The organism is Pseudomonas juntendi (genome assembly GCF_021560075.1).
Taxonomy (GTDB): Bacteria; Pseudomonadota; Gammaproteobacteria; order Pseudomonadales; family Pseudomonadaceae; genus Aquipseudomonas; species Aquipseudomonas juntendi.
Map to the genome: position 1 here is coordinate 4,199,016 of NZ_CP091088.1, position 17,908 is coordinate 4,216,923.

Annotated in this window: 18 protein-coding genes; 14 read left to right on the forward strand and 4 right to left on the reverse strand. The window is 61.3% G+C overall.

Going from position 1 to position 17,908, the window contains the following annotated elements; all coding sequences use genetic code 11:
- The first annotated feature begins 127 nt into the window (after positions 1-127).
- From L1P09_RS19535 to L1P09_RS19580, 10 genes are all read left to right on the forward strand, one after another.
- Positions 128-1,402, forward strand: a complete 1,275-nt coding sequence (locus tag L1P09_RS19535; RefSeq protein WP_235768016.1) for a site-specific integrase — start codon at positions 128-130, stop codon at positions 1,400-1,402.
- Between the two features lie 87 nt (positions 1,403-1,489).
- Complete coding sequence (locus L1P09_RS19540; protein WP_235768017.1) at positions 1,490-1,936, forward strand: hypothetical protein; 447 nt, start codon at positions 1,490-1,492, stop codon at positions 1,934-1,936.
- Between the two features lie 95 nt (positions 1,937-2,031).
- Entirely contained in the window at positions 2,032-2,667 is a 636-nt protein-coding gene (locus L1P09_RS19545; RefSeq protein ID WP_235768018.1) for a hypothetical protein, read from the forward strand.
- Between the two features lie 778 nt (positions 2,668-3,445).
- Positions 3,446-3,847 (forward strand): DUF6971 family protein, encoded by a 402-nt coding sequence (locus L1P09_RS19550; protein WP_235768019.1) that lies wholly within the window; start codon positions 3,446-3,448, stop codon positions 3,845-3,847.
- 50 nt (positions 3,848-3,897) lie between these two features.
- Complete coding sequence (locus L1P09_RS19555; RefSeq protein WP_235768020.1) at positions 3,898-4,899, forward strand: hypothetical protein; 1,002 nt, start codon at positions 3,898-3,900, stop codon at positions 4,897-4,899.
- Positions 4,900-5,103: 204 nt separating this feature from the next.
- Positions 5,104-5,328: a hypothetical protein gene (locus tag L1P09_RS19560; RefSeq protein ID WP_054904071.1), complete on the forward strand. Its 225-nt coding sequence runs from the start codon at positions 5,104-5,106 to the stop codon at positions 5,326-5,328.
- Positions 5,325-5,807, forward strand: a complete 483-nt coding sequence (locus L1P09_RS19565) for a Rha family transcriptional regulator (protein ID WP_221608290.1) — start codon at positions 5,325-5,327, stop codon at positions 5,805-5,807. The genes L1P09_RS19560 and L1P09_RS19565 overlap by 4 nt, the downstream gene beginning before the upstream one ends.
- Positions 5,808-6,188: 381 nt before the next feature.
- Positions 6,189-6,671, forward strand: coding sequence for a YchJ family protein (locus L1P09_RS19570; RefSeq protein ID WP_009684592.1), 483 nt, complete (start codon positions 6,189-6,191; stop codon positions 6,669-6,671).
- Entirely contained in the window at positions 6,668-7,144 is a 477-nt protein-coding gene (locus tag L1P09_RS19575) for an LEA type 2 family protein (protein ID WP_009684591.1), read from the forward strand. Before L1P09_RS19570 ends, L1P09_RS19575 begins: the two co-directional genes overlap by 4 nt.
- A 7-nt stretch (positions 7,145-7,151) precedes the next feature.
- Complete coding sequence (locus tag L1P09_RS19580; protein ID WP_009684590.1) at positions 7,152-7,349, forward strand: SEC-C metal-binding domain-containing protein; 198 nt, start codon at positions 7,152-7,154, stop codon at positions 7,347-7,349.
- 84 nt (positions 7,350-7,433) lie between these two features.
- Here L1P09_RS19580 and L1P09_RS19585 read toward each other — a convergent pair whose 3' ends face one another.
- The 4 genes from L1P09_RS19585 to L1P09_RS19600 are packed head-to-tail and all read right to left on the reverse strand — an operon-like array spanning position 7,434 to position 11,030.
- Complete coding sequence (locus L1P09_RS19585) at positions 7,434-8,336, reverse strand: pyridoxal-phosphate dependent enzyme (RefSeq protein WP_235768021.1); 903 nt, start codon at positions 8,334-8,336, stop codon at positions 7,434-7,436.
- A complete protein-coding gene (locus L1P09_RS19590; protein WP_054904067.1) occupies positions 8,333-9,544 on the reverse strand; it encodes an MFS transporter in 1,212 nt (403 codons plus the stop codon). Before L1P09_RS19590 ends, L1P09_RS19585 begins: the two co-directional genes overlap by 4 nt.
- Positions 9,541-10,329 (reverse strand): alanyl-tRNA editing protein, encoded by a 789-nt coding sequence (locus L1P09_RS19595; RefSeq protein ID WP_192440818.1) that lies wholly within the window; start codon positions 10,327-10,329, stop codon positions 9,541-9,543. Before L1P09_RS19595 ends, L1P09_RS19590 begins: the two co-directional genes overlap by 4 nt.
- Positions 10,326-11,030, reverse strand: a complete 705-nt coding sequence (locus tag L1P09_RS19600) for a serine O-acetyltransferase (RefSeq protein WP_054904065.1) — start codon at positions 11,028-11,030, stop codon at positions 10,326-10,328. The genes L1P09_RS19595 and L1P09_RS19600 overlap by 4 nt, the downstream gene beginning before the upstream one ends.
- A 180-nt stretch (positions 11,031-11,210) precedes the next feature.
- On the opposite strand from L1P09_RS19600, the gene L1P09_RS19605 reads away from it, so the two are divergent.
- The 4 genes from L1P09_RS19605 to L1P09_RS19620 all read left to right on the forward strand — a co-directional run bounded on the left by L1P09_RS19605 (position 11,211) and on the right by L1P09_RS19620 (position 17,876).
- Entirely contained in the window at positions 11,211-12,551 is a 1,341-nt protein-coding gene (locus tag L1P09_RS19605) for an aminotransferase-like domain-containing protein (RefSeq protein WP_054912580.1), read from the forward strand.
- 103 nt (positions 12,552-12,654) lie between these two features.
- Entirely contained in the window at positions 12,655-15,096 is a 2,442-nt protein-coding gene (locus L1P09_RS19610) for a penicillin acylase family protein (protein ID WP_235768022.1), read from the forward strand.
- Between the two features lie 108 nt (positions 15,097-15,204).
- Positions 15,205-16,221, forward strand: coding sequence for a ligase-associated DNA damage response exonuclease (locus L1P09_RS19615; protein WP_009684579.1), 1,017 nt, complete (start codon positions 15,205-15,207; stop codon positions 16,219-16,221).
- Positions 16,218-17,876: an ATP-dependent DNA ligase gene (locus tag L1P09_RS19620; RefSeq protein ID WP_235768023.1), complete on the forward strand. Its 1,659-nt coding sequence runs from the start codon at positions 16,218-16,220 to the stop codon at positions 17,874-17,876. Before L1P09_RS19615 ends, L1P09_RS19620 begins: the two co-directional genes overlap by 4 nt.
- Positions 17,877-17,908 lie beyond the last annotated feature (32 nt).

Consider the following 17,908-nt stretch of genomic DNA (forward strand, 5'->3'; position numbering starts at 1 on the left):
ACCATCTCAGGCCCTTTCGGTCTGGCACTACAGACGGTCAGGAATCTATTACCTGAGGGTTCGCCCTCGGGGATGCTCAACCCGTAGTCTCGCCATCTCTCTCCGTTCCACTGATAGGCCAACCGCTATGCAGTTCTCAAAGGACATCCTCAAGACACTGGCTGTCTTCCACCTCGACCGCCCTGAAGCTTCGTGGGAGGACCTCAAGGAACGACTCAAGGAGATCGCTGAGGACGCCCTACGGGGCCATAGCGAGGACTCACGGGGCCTCTACATGGAAATCTATGACCAGATGAGCAACCATCTCGCTGAGGCTGCCTCGCTTGGTCGGTTCACTGGGAGCCAGCAGCGAGCCATTGGCACAGGCCAGCGGGTTCTCAGGGCTGCTCAGGAGCGTCTTGAGGGTCGTCCTCAGGAACTCACAGAGATCATTGGAGAGCTATCTTGTAGCACGTCTGTAGCCCCTTCCGTGTCCCTATCTGTAAATGCGTCCTCGACAGACCCGATTACCTTCGAGGGTCTCGCTGAGATGTTCCTTAAGGAACGCCAAGGCAACGTGACAGGTGACACACATAAGGCAGTGACATCGAACTGTAGGACCCTCTCATCGCTTCTCGGAGACCTCGACATCAGGACCCACACACGGGCTGACATGGTGGCGCTCAAAGAGAGAGTCATGGAGGGCCGAAAGCCTCTGACTGTCAACAAGCTACTGGGCCAGTTATCGACCGTCATGGACTGGGCAAAGAACAACGGCTATATCGAACGCTCCTATGACAAGGGCCTGAAGATTGAGAGGGGCGCTGAAAGCGAGCGTAGACCGTTCTCCCGTGAGGAAGTGGCGACCATCATGGACCACGCTAATACCTTGCCTGTGACCGACTGGAAGCGCTGGGCACTGTCTCTGGGAGTCCTCACAGGTGCCCGCATTGGCGAGCTGTACCAACTGACTCAGGACGACATAAAGCAAGTGGACGGGATCACCGTCATCGACATCAACAAGGACGAGAAGGGAAAGACCCTGAAAAATGACTTCTCCATCCGGCAAGTGCCTCTGGTCGATGGGGCCTATGGGTTCTCCCTCAAGACCTTCCTTGAGTGGGTCGCATCGGAACCCGGCAAGCTGTTCAAGGCGAAGGCTCACTATTTCAACAAGCCGCTCAATGAGGCCCTACGTGAGCCGCTGGGGCTGAAGGCAGGCAGTGACCAGTCGTTCCACTCACTGAGGCATTCCCTGTCAGGTCTGCTGAAGGCCGCAGCGACCCCTGAGGTCATCGCTCAGAGCATCACCGGGCACAGCTCAGGGAACATCACTTACGACCTCTACGCGGGGTCTCAGAGGGTTCCTGTAGGGACACTCCACGAGGCTCTGGTGAAGGCGTTCTCATTGATGAAGTGTTGAACGAAGCTCCGTGATACGATGACAAAATGACATCAATAATGGTGCTGGCTCCCTAAGGGGCTGGCCTTAATTTAGGAAGGATTCAATATGGCAATTGTGATTATTGGTTTTCTCCTTGCGGTGCTGTTTGCCATTCCGACCTTTGGCATGTCGCTGGTAGCTTTTTTTATAATAAAATACCTCATTGACTTGAACGGCATCTCAAAACTGACTGCTGCCTCCATGAATTCTTATAGTTCTGGAAACCCTGTTGTGCTCCCTCATATAAACAATGCAGCTATAAGAAGTTTCTTCCAAAAATATGGAACTACTGAGAAAAAATTCGAGCGCTTTGAAAAACCTTTCGGCTTTTATATCGGATATGTCAAGACGATGACACAGGTAGAGCACGTTGCCCTTATTGGCAGGCAAGGTGGTAATATAGTGATTAACTCTATAGAGCCGCCAATGCAGTTCGGCAACGATCTTCTGTCACTAATTGGCAAGAAGCAATTTATTGATGATATCGTCAACGGACTCCAAAGCAATCAGTAACATCGGCCCGATTGCTGTGGGCATCATGGATACTGGTGACGCAAAACCCCTCACTATGGCTGCACGTTCGCAGCGGCCATATGAGGACCACTTCCATGACCCTGCTCACCCAACCCGAACCATTACACCGCCACGTCGATCACGAAACAGGCACCATCCTTCATATTGACCCGATCACAGGCGAGGTCATCAGCCGCAAGGATATGGTCCGACCTGCCAACCTTGAGGCCCAGTATCAGGCATGGGCTGCTGAGCGTCGTGCCGATGAGTTGCTCTCTGAGGACCACCAGAAAGCCGCCAAGGGCCTTGCCGACGAAGCCCAAGGGGTTGCCCCAAAGACCCCAAGCGATGAACCCAAGCGAGGCCGTGGACGCCCAAAGGCCACCTTCGCTAACCCTGTCGCAGCCTACATGCACCTCCTTGCGATTCCCGATCCGCTGCCATGGGTAGACGACATCATTACCGGGTCAATCATCACCAGTGCCGGAGTCACCAACGGGAAGATCAACGTCAAGGCCCGAGCGGTCATCGGTGCGTTGTTCCTTTCGGAGATCACAGCGGACGCCTGTAAGACCAATGAGTATTCCTTGAGAACCGCCCAGCGAATCGCCAAGGCTGCCCGACACGCTGCCCATGGGATCGCTTCGTATGTGGAGAGGCACCCGGACATCAAGGCTGAGATTGTGGCTGAGGTAGGCGCAGAGGCCCTATTCCGGGGTTTAGCGACTTAACGCCGGATAATATAAAGAAAATCTCAACGACCATCTTCAGGTCAAAGCATCGACCAGCTCATCGACCAGACCCAGAGGGAGAGGGGTTGTTAATTACAACTCCCCTCATCTCAAAGGGCATCTATAAGAACACCTCAAAGGAGACCTCACACCATGACCATCATTGTCTGCCCAGCTAACTCACGCCTCACCGATCAGGACGTGTCTATCTTGTCCACTGTATTCCCTCGACCTGCTCGAACCCAGCTCATTGAGCTACGCCGAACTCTCAGTGACCACCGTTTCAACTTCAGGACCTACAAGGATGGACAGGTCACCTTCGATATGGATGGTCTGGCCCAACGGGTCCTCGCTAAGTGTCCCCAAAAGACCCTCGACCGTTTGAACCAGCTACTTGAACAAGGGTTGTGTCTGCAAGCCATCGCCACGACTCACTTGAGGATTCCATTGAGTGGCTCTGAGGGAATCTCACTCACAACTTAAAGGCGTCCGTCAAGACTGTCGTTAAAAACCCTCACTATGGCCAAGACAGGAAGACCAACAACAAAATAATTTCCTCGACCCTGCACAACAGCCGTCGCCACGGTTGATCCCTTCGCAATACCGATGCCCTTCAGGCTTGCCATGTCCTGAATCAGCGTCATCAAAACCATTTGAAACCCAGAACCTTTTGATCGTCCTTGAAGATGCCCGCGAAGGCTTTCTCCTTGGCCGTCTGGTCGTGCGCGTCTATGGCGCAAGGACGAATCAAAGGGTCCCCAATAGGAGAACCCAAACCATGAAAATCACTATCACGAAAGTCCTGAAGAACGAAGTCACCGTGTCGGGCCAGACCCTGAGCCGTGAGTACGTCGAGAACATCATGCTGCCCATGTTGGTCGCCCAATGCGGGACCGTTAAGGGCCAGCAATTCGAGATCGTTAAGGCGTTCGATGAGGCCGGTCTGTCGCTCCAAGCGATTCCCGTAGTTGCCCGAGAGTACCGCCAAGACCAATACCAGAAGGCCCAAGAGAAGGCTCAGAGAGAGGCTGAGGCCCGTTGGCATCAAGAGCGCTGCCGTGAGTACACACCTCGTGAGATCGCCCAAGCGAAGGCCGATAAGGAAGCCCGAGCCGCTGCCATTCGTGAGCATGGTGCCCGTATCCGTGCTGCCTCCCGTGCCAATAGCGCTGGCTGGTAACAGCACCTCGACACACAACCACTTCATTCATCTATTCAGGAGAAACAACCATGACTAAGCCCTTCCAGTACACCAAACCTTCGACCTACACCACCGCCATCACCGATGAGCACACTGGGTCGATTCGATTCAACACTGCTGATGTCCGCTCAGAGACCCAAGCGGCCACCGATGTGTCCGTCTATGTGGAGGCCCTTGTCGAGGCCGCTGAGGACTACTTGAACGGCGATGAGTGGCGAGAGGCTGCCATGGAGGCAACCCCTTGTGAGTTCCGTCTGGCTGGCACTGAGGCCACTGGGCAACAAATCATCACCATGGCTGACCGGTCCGTCACCTTCGACCCTCGCAAGAACTGGGATAACCAAACTGTCGAGAATGGTGAAGTCTTGGCCGGGTCGATCATCTTCACTGAGGCCACCGACACGGCATTGGTCATCAGTCACCGTGCCACCATCCTCGACCACAATCTGATGGCAGGCTTCACCGTCCAATCTATGGAGCAGACCGCTGACAAGATGCTCCGTGACATCGAGCACAGCGCAGCCGGTAAGGTCGCTGCCATCTTGGCAACCGCCCCAAGCACCGAGAGTGTCTCTGAGGTCAAGCCAACGGGCAAACCTGCCGAGATCGCTGAGGAACTCATTGACCTCATGACGACCCACGTTAACCAGACTGTAGGGACCTCGCTGAGCGACTTCGTGATCCTGCTGCCCGTGTCTCTGGTGGCTGTCCTTGAGCGTGCTGCTCAACGTGCTGGTCAGGACTCTATTGAGGACCTCATTGGAGCAGGCATCCAGCCGTACACCGGGACCGACCATGGCATCTTCATGTTGCCCAAGCTGTTCACCTCGCTGAGCTACCGTGAGCGCCGAGACGGCAACATCTGGCGCATTGAAGCGACCCGCAATCCGAACGCCCAAGGCTGGGACCTTGAGATCATGGCTGAGGTGGACATCATCGCCAATGGCATGGTCAAGGTAGCTCTGACCGAGGATCGTCTCCAGACTGTCCAAGTGCCGTTCCCGCTGGTCACTCGCATTGCCCTGAGCTGATCTAAAAGCGCCCCGTAAGGCCGGACCTAAAGAGGGACCGGCAGGGGCACAGCTTCACCTATCCGCATTATCGCCCGTCGCTGGGCACCCATCTAATCGAAAGTCTTCCTGTTTGTTCCTTCATGCCACCGGCAGAACCCTTGGTCGGGTCTTTCGGCTGCCCGTGGGAGCGAACTTGAGGGAGCAAACAAGAGGAAAAGACCAATGAACATGAACAACAATGTAACCACTCTCCTGTCCCTGAAGGCCGCTAAGGCGCTCGTTAAGCCAGTCCGACCTAAGTCCTTGAGGGCGACCCTGATGGCCCCTGAGATGCTCGCTGAGGTCCGCAAGGGCAACGTCTGGATCACTCCTGAAGGTGAGGTAAAGGCTGTCCGCAAGGGCGCTGTGGCCCTCATTGAAGCAATGGGCTATGAGGTGGAGGCATGAACATGACCACCAACACAGCAACCATCTTCGAGAACATCTCCAAGGCCGGGGCGGTATCCCCAACGACCCTTAACGGCCTGCCCGGTATGTCGTCCTTGGAGATCGCTGAGATCACCGGGAAGAACCACGGCCACGTCCTCCGCGACATCACCAAGATGCTCAATGAGCTGGAGCTTACCGGCCAATCCAAATCTGGATCGGCTACGTTTGCTGAGGCCCAGTATCGAGATGCCCAAGGCAAGCCACGTCCACTGACCATCCTCGACAAAGAGCTGACCTTTACGCTGCTCTCCCGGTATTCCTTCAAGCTGTCCAACATGATCGTCAAACGCTGGCTTGAACTGGAAGGGTCTGGCTTTGAGCGTGTCTCAGTACAGGCCGCTGTGATTCACCTGCTCGAACGTGAGCGCTGCCCTTATGGGGACATCAAGAAGATGGCCAGAAGGCACCAGCGTTTAGCTGCTCTCAAGGCCCGCTGAGGCCATCTAACCATCAACCTATAGGAGAAACCCCATGGACCACCTACAGGCCCTCTACTGGGTCTGTCTGGCCGTTCAACTGGGGTTCTGGTTGTGGTCTCACAGGCCCCCTTGAGAATCTGACAGAAAAATCTGAAAGGTCACCATTACAAGACTTCCCGCGCAGGCTCCCCCGTAGGCCCTCGCATGGGTGCCCGTGGGCGCGTTAAGGACCCCGGTTAATTCACCCTTGCGGTCTTGCTGTCTGTCACCAACACTGTCACCAGCTTTGTCACCAAACTCCTTGAGGTCCTCTATGAAGCCCGCTACGCTTGGCCTGCCGCCATACGCCACTCAGTTCTGGGCCAACCCGGAAAACTTTGGCAAGTACTGGTGGTGATGATGAGTGTCTCGGTCTGCCCTTGTGGCAGTGGCAACCTGCTTGATGCCTGCTGTGGGCATTACCATGCCGGTACCCCCGCACCCGATGCCCAGACGCTGATGCGCTCACGCTACAGTGCCTACGTGCTGGGCCTGGTCGACTACCTGGTCGCCACCACCCTGCCCGCCCAACAGGCCCAGCTGGACCGCGCCGGCATGGCCGCCTGGAGCGCCCAGAGCACCTGGCTGGGGCTGGAAGTGGAAAGCGCGCAGGTGCTGGGCGGCCAGCCCGAGCATGCCTTTGTCACGTTCACCGCACGCTGGCACGACCCGGACGGCGACCACCAGCACCGCGAGTGCTCGGCATTCGTCCAGCACGCCGGGCGCTGGTACTTCATAGACCCCACGGTCGCGTTGAAGGCCGGGCGCAATGACCCCTGCCCATGCGCCAGCGGGCAGAAGTTCAAGAAATGCTGCGCCAGTTACATGGGGAACCGAGCATGATCGAACGCGCCCGTCTGCTGCTGCTCGGTTCGCTGCTGGCATTGCTGACGGGCTGCGCCAGTTGGAGCGCAGACGACTGGCGCCCGCCTGAAGTGCACCTGGTCGAGGTCGAAACGGTCAAGGCCAGGTTGCTGCAGCAGGAATTCGTACTGCACCTGGAGGTCATCAACCCCAACGACAGCCGTCTGTTCATTCGCAGCCTGGCCTATGCCGTGCGGCTCAATGACCTGCTGCTGGTGCAGGATGAAACCAGCCTGTGGCGAAGCGTAGGCGGCCACGACCGGCGGACCTTCAAGATCACCGCACGCACCAACCTCTGGCGGCAACTCAAGCCACTGGCCAAGCTGCTGAAAAGTGGGCAGCCGCTGCATTACACCCTGCAGGGCGACCTGGCCACTGGCCTGCTGATTCACCGGGACCTGCACTTATCGCGCAGTGGTGAGATAATCCCCGGCGATCACATCCCGGAGTAACCCTGCAATGTCCCAGCAACCCCACGTTCATGGCCCTGACTGCAACCACGACCATGACCATCACCACGACCACGGCCATGTCCACGGCCCACACTGCAACCACGGCCATCAGGAGCCGGTACGCAACGCCCTGAAGGACGTTGGCCGTAACGACCCGTGCCCGTGCGGCAGCGAGAAAAAATTCAAGAAGTGCCACGGCGCCTGATCTAGCGCGTCTGTGGGGGTATGGCCCGCCGCGCCTGCTTCGCGCACCATGCCCCCGGTCCAGCACTGCCCGCCGTGCCTGGCGCTACGCGGCCTTGCGCCGGTTCGCCCCCAGCAAGTCCTGGTACCACAGGCCGGCGTCATAGGCGATGGTCACCAAGGTGGTCCCCGCATAGCGCGGCTGCTGGGCCATGCGCTGGACAACCGCCAGGCAGGCGGCGGCCGTGTTACCGACGAAGACCCCGCTTTGCATGTAGAACCAACGTTGCGCTGCCAACATTTCGGCATGCTGCACCTGGGCCCGTTCGTCCACCAGCGACCAGTCCAGGAATGGCGGGCTGACGCCTACCGCCATGCCTTCGAAGCGGTGATCGGTGAATACGCCAGCCTTGGAGTCACAGCCGTTGGGGTCGACCAGCACTGTCGACACCTCGAAACCGTGATCCTTCAGCCCCAGGGTAATGCCCGTGAAACTGGCGCCCGTGCCCGCGCAGCCAACGAACAGGATGTCCTTGCCGGCGCCCGCGTTGGTCAGTTGCAGCGCCAGTTCACTGGCTGTCTGGTAGCGGTGCGCTTCGATACCCACCGGGTTGTTGAACTGGTCGGTATAGAAGTATGACTTGCCCAGCGCGGCCTGGTTTTCCAGGTGGTGCATCACCACGTCCTTGGGCGTGGCACCGGCCATCAGCATTTCCTTGCCAATCAGCCGGGCGCCGAAGCATTCCAGCAAGTCCCGCTTGGTCTGGCTGAAACTCAGCCCAACCGCCAGCTCGACGGCCACCTGATACGCGTGGCATGCCGCCAGCAAGCCGAAGCCAAAACTGCCGCCGGTTTTTTCGATGACCGTGGTCACCCCAGGGATGATGTCGCCATTGCGCACGGCGTGCTCAACGATGCGCCGGGCGGCGCGGTACTTGTGGCTGCCACCGGGGTTGTTCATTTCCAGCTTGGTGTAGATGCGCTCGCTGACGTTGATGAGTTCGCTCATTTTCGGCTCCCTTCCATGGAAGTCTGCAGGCAGGCCTTGCTCTGCAACAGGCCAACGGTGGCGATCAGCAGGCCGATGCACAGGGCCATGCAGATGGCGTTGGTGCCGTCCCAGCCCACTGTGCTCAACAGCAGCGCGGGGCTGAACGCACCGATGGTGGCGCAGATGGCAATGCCCAGATCGTTCTTGCCCTGCATCTGCATCGCTGCCGGGCTGTTTTGCAGCGACTGCGCCAACAAGGCTCCGCCGCCGACGTAAGTCAGGTTCCAGCCCAGCCCCAGGGCGATCAGCGCCGCGGTCATCATGCTGTAGCTGTGCGACCAGATATTCAGCGCCGAGCAGCCGATCAACAGCGCCAGGCCCGCGCAGATGGTAGTCCGGATGCCCAGGCGCTGGATGATCGCCCCGGTGAAGAATGACGGGGCGAACATGGCGATCACGTGCCACTGGATGGCCAGGCGCACGTCGGTAAAGTCTTCGTGCATATGCTTCATGTGCATCGAGGCCTGGATCATCAGCAGGTTCATGATGCCGTAGCCCAGCGCCGCGACCGCCATTGCCACCAACACGCTGGGGCTCAAAGGCTCGCTGCGGCTGCTGGCCGACGTGGCAGCGCTGCCGGTTGCAGCGGCCAGGCCGGTGTCGTTGGGCAGGCACACTGCAATCAGCAACGACAATAGCGCCAGCCCGATGAACGCGGCATAACACAGCGAGAACAGTGGGTAGCCACCCACGTCACGCAGCCACTCGGTGAGCGTCGGGCCCACCACGGCGGCAATCACGCCCCCGGCCACGACCAGCGACAGGGCTTTTGGCTTGAGGGCCTGGGAAAGGTTGTCGGTGGCGGCAAAACGGTTGAAGTTGGCGAAGGCGATGTAAACACCCAGCGCCGAGTGGCTGAGTACCAGCGTGGCAAAATGCTGGTGCTCCACCGCCAGAAAGCCGCTGACACCAGACACCGCCAGCGGAATGGCCCCCAGCATGAAGGCCTTCTTGCGGCCGATACGGCTCATCAACCTGGAAACCGGGTAGGTTGCCAGCATCAGGCACAGGAACTGGAACCCATACGGTACCGTCGACCATGCGGCGTCGGGGGCCAGTGCGGCGCCAACGATGGCCGCCATGGTCACCGACATCACGGCGGTGGTCAGGTTGATCGACTGGGCGGTGAAGTACAGGTAGGTGCGCCGCGGCAGGGTAGTGTTCATAAGGCATGCTCGTGGTAGGCGCCAAGGTCGATTTCGGCATCCGGGAACACGCAGATCAGGCGTTCCTTGCCTCTGCCCAGCCGTTTGCGCTTCACGCTCAGGCGCCCTATGCGCCTTGGCGAATCGAGGTGGGTGCCACCACACGGAATCTCGATGCCGTTGTAGGTCCACAAGCGTGCGTCTTCCAGCCCCTCGACGGCGTAATGCTCGATGGGCGCGTCGCCACCGATCAGTTCGTTGGCGCGCCGTTCTATCTCGATCACCTCCTCAGCGGTGAAGGCGTCCTCGACCAGAAAGTCGAACCGAGCCGTGTCCTCTTTGATGTGGCAGCCGATGGTCCACTGCTTCAGTTCCTCACGCACGCCGATGGCAGCGGCATACAGGAAGTGGCTGGCACTGTGAGAGAGTGTTAGCCGCTCGCGCCGTTGAATATCGATGCTCACACGGGCGGGCATATCGACAGTCACTTCATCGAGTAAGTGCAAGTCGTCCGGGTGCACGGTGTGAATGATGATGCCGCCCAGTTTCCCGCCTTTGAAACCTTCCAGGCGAATAGGGCTGCCATAGAGTTTCTTGACCCAGACAAAACGCACCTTGCCGATCGGAAGTTCAATGATTCCATAATCAGCTTCCTGGCCACCGCCTTCCGGATAAGCCACGGTACTTTGCAACTCGATACCGTCGCTGTGCACGCGCGTTACTTGCGTATTGGCAGCGGCCAGGTATTGATCCTTGTAATACAGTTTTTCGGTATTGCGCAGAACTTCGTAATTCAGAGCATTCATGACTCGAGTACCACCTGCAATGATGTTTTAACCTGCACCCGGGCGGCGGCAGGGATGTCTTTGGTAACGATGCAGCCCGGCCCGATGAAGGCGCCGTCACCAATGTGGATAGCCCCTAGCACGCTGGCGAACGCGCCGACCTGAACCCGGTCGCCCAGTGTCGGGTGGCGGGGGCTGGAAGGGTTGCCGCTGATGCCGCGGGCCCCCAGGGTGACGCCGCCGAGCACGTAGCAGTCGTCACCGATGGTCGCGGTTTCACCAATGACGGTGCCCATGCCGTGGTCGATGATGAAGCGCGCGCCAATACGGCTGCGGAAGTGGATCTCTGCGCCCGACAGCATCTTGCCGCGGCGCGAGATCATGGCGGCCAGGCACTGCCCACCGGCGCCATATACCGAAGCGCCATGGCGGTACACCCAGTGTGCAAGCCGATAATGCAAAACCGCCGCATAGGACGTATAAGTTCTGGCAATGAATACCAGGTCGCGGCCGGCGGCAGGGTCTTTGCTGGCGAATGCCAACAAGTCGTCATGGGCCTGTTCCGCCACCCGTTCAATAACATCGGTTTGTTTCAGCGCTTCGAATTCTTCAATTGAACAGCACTCCAGTAACGCCGAGGTCACAAGGTTTTTTACAACGTTGAATGACTCCAGTTCTTCAGGCACAGGAAGCCTGGCAATGACGGCTGATTGCATGTCCATAGGGTGCACGGCTCGATATCCAGTTGTCTGGTGTTTACAGACGTTAAACGGGCTGCCAGGGCTGGCAGCCGAAAGTTCCGACGAGGGAATAGTGGCAGGTAATGGCCATGTGCAAACGAACAGTCGACAAGCATTTCCGTTAACTGTTAGGCTTTTTTTTCTAACGGTTGGGAACCTGCCATGAGCACCTGCAGCCTTCATCAATTGCTCAAGCAACGCCTGGATGCAGGGGAATGGTTGCCTGGGCAGCGCATGCCCTCCATTCGCAAGCTCACGGCGGCGGTCGATTTCAGTTACCACGATGTGGTCTCGACCTATGCCCAGCTGGTCAGCGAAGGGGTACTGACCGCCTCGCCAGGGCGCGGCTACTTCGTCGCCAACCGCAGCCGGCAGGCGAACGTGATCCACGAACCCGAGTGCATGGCCGGCGACCCGCTGTTCCGGCTGCTGCAGGGCGGCCAGCACTACACCAAACTTGGCAGCGGCTGGCTGCCCCCGGCGTGGCGCGACACCGAGCTGCTGGCCAAGGCGATTCGGCGCACGGCGCGGCTGGAGCAAAGCTCCCTGGCCGAGTACGGCGATATCCAGGGCTACCTGCCCATGCGCAAACAGCTGTGCGTGCACATGAAACGCCTGACCCGGGTTGAGGTTCGCCCCAACCAGTTGCTGACCACGCTTGGCGCCACCCAGGGCCTGGACCTGGTCGCCCGGTTGCTGATCAAGCCGGGTGACCATGTGTTCGTCGACGAGCCGGGCAACGGCAACCTGATCAAGCTGATACAACTGGCCGGCGGCCAGGTGGTCGGCATCCGCCGAACCCAGGACGGGCCAGACGTAGAAGAAATGCGCAGCTACCTGGCCAGGCACAAGGTCAAGGCGTTTTTCTGCAACAGCACTTTCCACAACCCCACTGGCAGCAACATCAGCCCGCACAATGCCTTCAGCGTGCTGCGCCTGGCCGTGGAACACGAGTTCTACGTGGTGGAGGATGACGTGTATGGCGACTTCAGCCCGGCCGTGCGCCAGACGTTTGCCGAACTGGACAACCTGGACCGGGTCATCTACATCGGCAGCTTTTCCAAATGCCTGTCGGCGTCGTTACGGGTAGGTTTTATCGCCTGCTCGCAAGACCTGATCGAGCCGCTGACCCGCCTCAAGCTGCTGACCTGCGTGGCGGTGCCGGCGTTTTGCGAGCGTTTCGTCAACACCATCCTGTCGGACGGCACCTACGCCCGGCACATGAAAGATGTGCAGCAGCGGCTGATCCGCCAGCAAGTGCAGACACAGCGTTTGCTGCTCGAGCGCGGCTGGCAGTTCGAGATCGCGCCGCAGGGTGGCATGTTCCTCTGGGTCTACCACCCGCAACTGCCTGACCTGCAGCCGTTGATGCGCAAGCTGGAGCAGCACAAGATCCTGCTGATGCCCGGCTCGGCGTTCGCTGTCAGCCGTGATTACCGGCGTTACGCCCGCATCAATTGCACGCATTTTTCCGACGCCTTGGCAGGGCACTTCGAGGTTTGACCCGCCACCGGCAAATAAACCGACCTGGGACCTTGCATGGCGCCTGCGCGCTCACTACCTTAGCGCCTTTGCAAACTCGCCTCGCCCTGCAGGAGCCCTTGCCATGGCCGCCGCCGCCTTTCCTCACTTCCGCCCGCGGTTCACCACCGCTGCCACGCTGCTCGGCCTGCTTGGGCTGGCCGGCTGCCAGACCGGCGGCTACCAGGGCAGCGTGCCACCCGCCAGCGGCGTGCAGCCGCTCAAGGGCCTGGCACAGAACGTCTCGGTGCGGCGCAATGCCATGGGCGCACCGCTGATCGAAAGCAGCAGTTTCCATGACGCCCTTTTCAGCCTGGGCTATGTGCATGCCGGCGACCGCATCGAGCAGATGGTCGCCATGCGCCTGCTGGCCCAAGGCCGCCTGGCGGAACTGGCCGGCAGCGACGCGCTCGACATCGACCGCCTGATGCGCGCCGCCAACCTCAAGCAAAGCGCCGCCCAGCAATACGCCGACGCATCGCCACGGCTCAAGCGCTTTTTCGAGGTGTACGCACGCGGGGTCAATGCCTACCTGTTCCGCTACCGCGACAAGCTGCCAGCGGATTTGGCCAACAGTGGCTATCGCCCCGAATACTGGAAGCCTGAAGATTCGGCGCTGCTTTTCTGCCTGTATGCGTTCAGCCAGTCGGTGAACCTGCAGGAAGAACTCAGCGCCCTGACCCTGGCGCAGAAAGTCGGCAGCGACAAACTGGCCTGGCTGCTGCCCGGTGCACCGGACGAGCCCTTGGCCACAAGCGAAGTCGACAAGCTCAAGGGCCTCAACCTGGCCAGCCAGTTGCCAGGGCTGCCGGCGCTGGCGGCCGCCAGCCAGAAGCTGGCCGACCTCGACCTGCTCGGTAGCCCAGGCTCGGCCAACCTGGCCCTGGGCCCGCAACGCAGCCGCAGCGGCAAAAGCCTGCTGGCCAGTGACAGCCGCGCCGCCTGGGCCCTCAGCCCGGTGCAGATCCACACCAGCAAGTACCAGGTTGCCGGCCTGTCGCTGCCGGGCCTGCCGATCGTGTTGGCCGGCTACAACGGCAAACTGGCCTGGAGCAGCAGCGCAGTCATGGCCGACAACCAGGACCTGTTCCTCGAACGACTGCGCCGCCAGGGCAGCCAGCTGAGCTACCTGGCAGATGGCAAGTGGGTGCCGGCCCGCGCGCGCAGCGAAACCTTCTTCGTGCGCGGCCAGCGGCCACAGCGCGAAGTGATGTATGACACCCGCCACGGCACCCTGCTGGCCCAGCCCGACAACGCCAGCCTGGGCCTGGCCCTGAACTTGCCGCAGTTCAAGGGCGACCGGAGCCTGGATGCGCTCTTCGACCTGACCCGCGCCGGCAACCTCGAGCGCGCCTTCGACAGCACCCGCGAGGTCACTGCGGCCGCCCTCAACTTCGTGTTCGCCGAGCCCGAGCACATCGGTTGGCAGGTCAGCGGGCGCTACCCCAACCGCCGCGAAGGCCAGGGCCTGCTGCCCTCCCCTGGTTGGGACGGGCGCTATGACTGGGACGGCTACGCCGACCCGATGCTGCACCCGTACGACCAGGACCCCACTGCTGGCTGGATCGGCCATGCCAACCAGCGCAGCCAGCCACGCGGCTATGGCATGCAGCTGTCCAGCACCTGGTACTACCCTGAGCGTGCCGAGCGTCTGGCCCAGCTGGCTGGCAATGGCCGCCATGACAGCCGCAGCCTGATGGCCCTGCAGAACGACCAGGTCACGCTAATGGCCAATCAGCTCAAGCAGATGTTCGACGCCCCCGGCATGGCCCAGCCGCTGAAGCAGGCAATCGACGCCCTGCCAGGCGCACAACGCGACAAGGCCCGCGAGGCAATGGCGCGGCTCAAGGCATTCGACGGTCGCCTGAGCCCGGTATCGGCAGACGCCGCGCTCTATGAACTGTTCCTGCAGGAAGTCGCCAGGCAGACTTTCCTCGATGACCTCGGCCCTGCGTCCAGCCCTGCCTGGCAGGCCTTCGTAAGCAACGCGCGGTTGTCGTTCTCGGCACAGGCCGATCACCTGCTGGGGCGCGACGACAGCCCGTTCTGGGACGACCGCAACACCCCGCAGAAAGAAGACAAGCCAGCCATTCTGGCCCGCAGCCTGGCGGCAGCCGTGGATGCCGGCACTGCGCAGCTGGGCGCCGACCGCCGCGCCTGGCAATGGGGCAAGCTGCACCAGTACCACTGGCCGGCGCCGGCCTACCATGGCTTGGGCGATGCCCTCAGCCGTGCGCCGCAAGCCGCAGGTGGCGACTTCACTACCCTCGCGCTCACCCCTTACGCCTGGGGCAGTGACTTCACCACGCGCCTGCCCGCCTCCGCGCGCATGATCGTCGACTTCGGCCAGGCCGAACCGCTGCAGGTGCTGACCAGCAGTGGCCAGTCCGGCAACCCGGCCAGCGCCCATTACAGCGATGGGCTGGATGCCTGGTTCACCGGGCGCTTCATGAGCTTGCCGCTGCAACAGCAGAACTTCGCGCGAGCGTATGGCAACCAGCGCTTGACGCTGGTGCCGGGCAAGTAGCGTACCCGGGCATGGAAGCCTGTGACCCTTTCCCTTGAAGAAATGGTTCGAACTCCCAAGCTGGTTCCGAGCTCCTAACAAGTACTCTCGGTAACCAGCGCCTACGCCATGGACCTCGTCATCGCCCGCCCCGAAGGCCTGTACTGCCCACCCGGTGATTTCTACATCGACCCGTGGCGGCCCGTGGACCGCGCCGTGATCACCCATGGCCACGGCGACCACGCCCGCACCGGTAACGGCCACTACCTGACCGCCAGCCCGGGCGCCGGCATCCTGCGCAGCCGCCTGGGCCAGCACATCGATTTGCAGACCCTGCCCTACGGTGAGCGCCTGCAGCACCACGGCGTGACCCTGAGCCTGCACCCGGCCGGGCATGTGCTGGGCTCGGCGCAGGTGCGCCTGGAGTACCAGGGCGAAGTCTGGGTGGCCTCCGGCGACTACAAGGTCGAGCCTGATGGCACCTGTACGCCCTTCGAGCCGGTGCCCTGCCACACCTTCATCACCGAGTCGACCTTCGGCTTGCCGATCTATCGCTGGCCAAGCCAAAGCGAGATCTTCGCCGGCATCAATGCCTGGTGGCGGGCCAATTGCGAGCTGGGCAAGGCCAGCGTGCTGTTCTGCTACGCCTTCGGCAAGGCCCAGCGCATTCTGCACGGCCTGGACGCGAGCATCGGCCCGATCCTGGTGCATGGCGCCGTCGAACCGCTCAACCGGGTGTACCGTGAAGCCGGTGTGCATCTGCCCGATACCCGCTATGCCGGCGATATCGCGCGCAACGACCCCATGCTGCGCCGGGCGTTGGTCCTGGCGCCTCCGTCAGCCGGCGGCAGCAGCTGGATGCGCCGCTTCGGTGACTACAGCGACGCGTTCGCCAGCGGCTGGATGCTGCTGCGCGGCACGCGCAGGCGCCGCGGTGTGGATCGGGGCTTTGTGCTTTCCGACCATGCCGACTGGCCAGGCCTGCTCTGGGCCATCAGCCAGACCGGCGCCGAACGGGTGATGGTGACCCACGGTTCGGTCAATGTGTTGGTGCGTTACCTCAACGAACAAGGCCTGGATGCCCGTGCCTTCGTGACCGAGTACGGCGACGAAGACGATGCAGCCACACCCGAGCCTGCGCCATGAAAGCGTTCGCTGCGTTGTACCTGCGCCTGGACGCGACCACTTCCAGCAATGCCAAGCTCGAAGCGCTGCGTGACTACTTCGCCACCGCGCCCGCCGAAGACGCTGCCTGGGCGGTGTATTTCCTGGCCGGTGGGCGCCCTCGGCAGTTGGTGCCGACGCGCCTGCTGCGCGAACTGGCAACGGCCATGGCCGGCCTGCCGGACTGGCTGTTCGAGGAAAGCTACCAGGCAGTCGGTGACCTGGCCGAAACCATTTCATTGCTGCTGCCGCAGCATGCAGAAGGCAACGACGAAGGCTTGGCAGCCTGGGTTGAAAACCATCTGCTGCCTTTGCGAGGCCTGCCGCCCGAGCAGGTCCGCGAACGCTTGCCAGCGCTGTGGGCGCAACTGGAACGCCCCAGCCTCATGCTGTGCCTGAAGCTGATCACCGGCAGCTTCCGCGTGGGCGTGTCCAAGCTGCTGGTCACCCGTGCGCTGGCGCAACTGGCCGGGCTGGACGCCAAACGCGTGGCCCAGCGGCTGGTTGGGTATACCGACATCAGTCACCGCCCCAACGCCGCCAGCTACCACAAGCTGGTCGCCGAGGAGTCCGCCGATGAACACAGTCAGCGCGGCGGCCAGCCCTACCCCTTCTTCCTGGCCCACCCACTGCAGGTGCCCAGCGAGCAGTTCGACGCCTTGCTCGGCCCGCCGAGTGACTGGCAGATCGAATGGAAGTGGGACGGCATCCGTGCCCAGGTGGTCAAGCGCGAGGGCCAGCTTTGGGTGTGGTCGCGGGGCGAAGAGCTGGTCACCGAGCGCTTCCCCGAACTGCATGGCCTGGCGCAGACACTGCCTGATGGGGTGGTGCTGGATGGCGAGATCCTGGTGTGGAAGCCGGGCGAGTCATCGACGGAACTGGCCGTGCAGCCATTCGCGCTGCTGCAGCAGCGCCTTGGCCGCAAAACCTTGGGCAAGAAGCTGCTGGCCGACGCGCCTGTCGTGCTGCAAGCCTACGACCTGCTGGAGTGGCAAGGCGAAGACTGGCGTAGCCGACCGCAGCACGAACGCCGCACCCAGCTGCAACGCCTGGTGGAAGAACACCCGCTTGCCCCGGTCCTGCTGTCGCCACTGCTCGAAGGCCCGGACTGGGCCGACCTTGCCCGCCAGCGTGAGCAATCCCGCAGCCTTGGCGTCGAGGGCCTGATGCTCAAGCAGCGTGAGGCCTTGTACGGCGTGGGCCGTACCAAGGACATGGGCACCTGGTGGAAGTGGAAGATCGACCCCTTCAGCGTCGATGCCGTGCTCATTTATGCCCAACGTGGCCATGGCCGCCGGGCCAGCCTGTACAGCGACTACACCTTCGCCGTGTGGGACGCCCCGGCCGGCACGCCTGGGCGGGCACTGGTGCCGTTTGCCAAGGCGTACTCAGGGCTCAGCGACGCGGAGATGCGCAAGGTCGACAGCATCATCCGCAAAACCACCGTGGAAACCTTCGGCCCGGTGCGCAGCGTGACCCCCACCCTGGTGTTCGAACTAGGCTTCGAGGGCATCGCCCTGTCCCGCCGGCACAAAAGCGGTATCGCCGTGCGCTTCCCGCGCATGCTGCGCTGGCGCCTGGACAAACCGGTGGAAGAGGCCGACGACCTGGCGACGCTGCAGGCCTTGCTGGCGTAGGTTGCTGGCTGGGTGGCCGCGGTGTGGGCGGG